This window comes from Mesorhizobium sp. M1A.F.Ca.ET.072.01.1.1 (genome assembly GCF_004023325.1).
Taxonomy (GTDB): domain Bacteria; phylum Pseudomonadota; class Alphaproteobacteria; order Rhizobiales; family Rhizobiaceae; genus Mesorhizobium.
On record NZ_RZSF01000732.1, the window covers coordinates 1 to 454 of the forward strand.

The 454-nt window shown below is 59.3% G+C and carries 1 protein-coding gene; it reads right to left on the minus strand.

What is annotated here, in order from left to right:
* The coding region (locus EOA32_RS37775) for an inositol monophosphatase family protein (protein WP_281015320.1) at window positions 1–436 on the minus strand (436 nt) is incomplete at its 3' end.
* Window positions 437–454: the final 18 nt, after the last annotated feature.

Consider the following 454-nt stretch of genomic DNA (forward strand, 5'->3'; position numbering starts at 1 on the left):
ATTCGCCACCGTAGCGAGTGAATTTGACCGACGACGCGAGCCGGGCAAATCCTCGCCCCGGACGGCGCGCGAAGGGTTCTGGAGAATTCGTGTGGCATATCGCGTCGGAAAGACGTTGAGTGCCGCTCGCCCTCAAAACGGTCTCGCCATGGGCCGAATGGCAGACCGATTTCGTACCATCGGACCAGAAGCATTCCCCGGTATGGGGCTGGTTCATCATTCCCATTGCGGAGCGGCCATCGACGGTGAAGCCTATCAGAGTTCCCCAGACCGGAAGCCCGCATAGGTAGGGTTTCATCCCGTTGATCGGGTCAATCACCCATTTGAGCGGCCCGGATCCCGACGGGCTGAGCTCCTCGCCCAATATCGCGTGCATCGGATACTCGGCCGATATGATGTCGCAGATAGCCCTTTCAGCATTTCGGTCGGCTTCCATGACCGGATCGTATTGCAG